Annotated in this window: 4 protein-coding genes; 3 read left to right on the forward strand and 1 reads right to left on the reverse strand. The window is 68.3% G+C overall.

The window, feature by feature from the left end; all coding sequences use genetic code 11:
- Positions 1 to 282: 282 nt before the first annotated feature.
- From GBZ48_RS35685 to GBZ48_RS35695, 3 genes are all read left to right on the forward strand, one after another.
- Complete coding sequence (locus tag GBZ48_RS35685) at positions 283 to 927, forward strand: DUF47 domain-containing protein (protein ID WP_174475354.1); 645 nt, start codon at positions 283 to 285, stop codon at positions 925 to 927.
- 13 nt (positions 928 to 940) lie between these two features.
- Positions 941 to 1954 (forward strand): inorganic phosphate transporter, encoded by a 1014-nt coding sequence (locus GBZ48_RS35690; RefSeq protein ID WP_174475355.1) that lies wholly within the window; start codon positions 941 to 943, stop codon positions 1952 to 1954.
- Positions 1955 to 2097: 143 nt separating this feature from the next.
- Positions 2098 to 2403, forward strand: a complete 306-nt coding sequence (locus GBZ48_RS35695) for a hypothetical protein (RefSeq protein WP_174475356.1) — start codon at positions 2098 to 2100, stop codon at positions 2401 to 2403.
- A gap of 34 nt (positions 2404 to 2437) precedes the next feature.
- Here GBZ48_RS35695 and GBZ48_RS35700 read toward each other — a convergent pair.
- Positions 2438 to 2869, reverse strand: a 432-nt coding sequence (locus tag GBZ48_RS35700) for a response regulator (RefSeq protein WP_174475357.1), incomplete at its 5' end; no start/stop codon positions are given.

A 2869-nucleotide genomic window follows, 5' to 3' on the forward strand; every position in this document is an offset into this window, starting at 1 on the left:
GTGGGCACGTCATGGGCGGAACCCTGCGGTCGGGGGAGGGGCTTCGGGTGAGATTTGGGAAGGCGGCCGGCGGCTTTCCATGGTCCCTGCTTGTGGGGCCGGCGAAACCGGTTTGCCGGATTGGTTCGAGGGGTGAAAAGCGGCGATGTGCCGCGACCTGTGGCGATTTTGCTACCAAATGACTGTTTCATGACCTTTACATGACATGCCGCCGCTGCACCGCACCGCGAAGCGTGCTAAGAGCAGCGCCAAACCATTCCAGTCTACGCGAGTCACCGTCCCATGCTGCTGCGCGCATTCCGTTCGCTGATGCCGAAGGAGGAACGCTTCGTCGACCAGTTCGTCGAGCAGGCCCGCCATATCGTGGCAGCATCCATTGCGCTGGAAGCGGTGATGGATGCCGGACCGGACGACCGCGCGCAGAAGGTCGCCGCGCTGAAGCGGGTGGAGAAGGACGCCGACCGCATCGCCAAGGATGCCGGGCGCGACCTGCACCGCGCCTTCATCACCCCCTTCGACCGCTCGGACATCCTGTCGCTGATCAACGCGCTGGACGACGCCATCGACCTGATGGACGAGGTGCCGCGCCATGCCGGCCTCTATGGCATCGAGGCGTTCGACGAGCCGATGCGCCGCTTCGTCGCCCTGATCCGCCAGCAGGCCGACGTGCTGGTCGAGCTGATGCCGCTCCTGGGCTCCATCGCCCGCAACGCCGAGCGGATCGACCATCTCTGCGGCCGGCTGTCCGACATCGAGGACGAGGCCGACGACATCCTGCGCAGCGCGCTCCAGTCGCTGATCGCGGAGAAGCCGGACATGATCGCCTTCCTCGGCCGGCGCGAGCTGTACGAAATGCTGGAGGCGGTGACCGACCGGTGCGACGACGTCGGCGACCTGGTCGCGGGCATCACGCTCGATCAGGTCTGAGGCGGTCCCGGTCATGGAGGCCCTGCAACTCGGCCTGCCGGCGATCGCCGTCATCGTTCTGGTGGCGCTCGCCTTCGACTTCATCAACGGCCTGCACGACGCGGCGAACTCCATCGCCACCGTGGTGTCGACCCGCGTGCTGTCGCCCAAGCTGGCCGTCCTTTGGGCGGCCTTCTTCAATTTCATCGCCTTCCTGTTCTTCGGCCTGCATGTCGCCACCACCATCGGCACCGGGCTGGTCGATCCGCTGGTGATGGACCCGGCGGTGATCCTGGCGGCGCTGATCGGCGCCATCGGCTGGAACCTGATCACCTGGTATCTCGGGCTGCCGTCCTCCTCCTCGCACGCGCTGGTCGGCGGCATCGCCGGGGCCGGCATCGCCAAGGCCGGCTTCGGCGCCATCATCGCCAGCGGCTTCACCAAGACGGCGGTCGCCATCGTGCTGTCGCCCGGCATCGGCCTGCTGCTGGCGCTGTTCCTGATGCTGGTGCTGTCCTGGGCGCTGCGCCGGGCCGCCCCCTTCGCGGTCGACCGCCAGTTCCGGCACTGGCAGCTGGTTTCTGCGGCGTTGTACAGCCTGGGCCATGGCGGCAACGACGCGCAGAAGACGATGGGCATCATCGCCGTCCTGCTGTTCAGCCAGGGTATGCTGGGCGATACCTTCCACGTCCCGTTCTGGGTCATCATCGCCTGCCAGCTGGCGATGGGGCTGGGCACCATGATGGGCGGCTGGCGCATCGTCCGCACCATGGGATCGCGCATCACCGACCTGAAGCCCTACCAGGGCTTCTGCGCCGAGACGGCGGGTGCCATCACGCTGTTCGGCGCGACGTGGCTGGGCATCCCGGTTTCGACCACCCACACCATCACCGGCGCCATCGTCGGCGTCGGCTCCGCCCGCCGGACCTCGGCGGTGCGCTGGGGTCTGGCGGGCCGAATCGTCTGGGCCTGGGTGCTGACGATTCCCGCCTCCGGCATCGTCGCCTGGCTGTCCTACCTGCTGGTGGCGAGCGTCCTGCACCCGTAAGGGCCTCGATTTGGGGGGAGAACACCCTGTGAACGAGGGGGCGGATACCGGTACGATCGGATAAGCCCTTCGTGACGCAGCCCGCCCTTGACCCGCAAGGGCGGGAACGGCAGGATCGGTCCGGTGGAGACAGGATACCGGTCATGCCGCATATCGAACGCACCGACCAAGGTGAGCAGTATGTGCTTCCCGGCGCCGAACGCCGGACGGTCCCAGGCTTGCCCTATGCGGCGGAAGCCGACGGCCAGCTGACCCTGCATTTCTACGCCCCACCGGAGAAGACAGAACGCCGCTCCCGCCCGACCTCGGCGCGCGCGCTCTCCTCCACGCCCCTGCCCATGGCGCCGCTGCCCGCCGGTCAGGCGGAGCCGGTCGTGGCCGACGCCACGCCGCAAAGCCTGTTCGGCCGGCGTCTCGCCCATTTCCCAAGGGTGTTCGAGCAGCCCTGACCGGAGCAGCCCTGACCGGCTAGAGGGCGGGCCTTCAGGCGGCGCCGGTGCGGCTGCGCCCGGCGGCCAGCGTGCGGGCGACCTGACGCAGCAGCAGGTCGCGCTCATAGGGCTTGCCGATGTGCCCGTTCATGCCGGCCTCATAGCAATCGCGCCGCTCCTCGTCCGACGAGCCGGCGGTCAGTGCCAGGATCGGCAGGCCGCCGTGCGGCGGCGGCATGGCACGGATGATCCGGCTCGCCTCCAGCCCGTCCATCCCCGGCATCTGCACGTCCATCAGCACGAGGTCATAGTCGCCGGCCTTCACCGCCTCCACCGCCGCGGCGCCATCGGCCACCAGATCGATGCGGTAGCCGCTGTCCTTGAACAGCGCCGCCAGCAGTTCGCGGTTGATCGACAGATCCTCGGCGATCAGCAGGCGCGGCGGTCCGGCGGGGCGGGGCTGTCTCCTTTTCACATCTCCGAG

It is taken from the genome of Azospirillum melinis, from assembly GCF_013340935.1.
Lineage (GTDB): Bacteria > Pseudomonadota > Alphaproteobacteria > Azospirillales > Azospirillaceae > Azospirillum > Azospirillum melinis.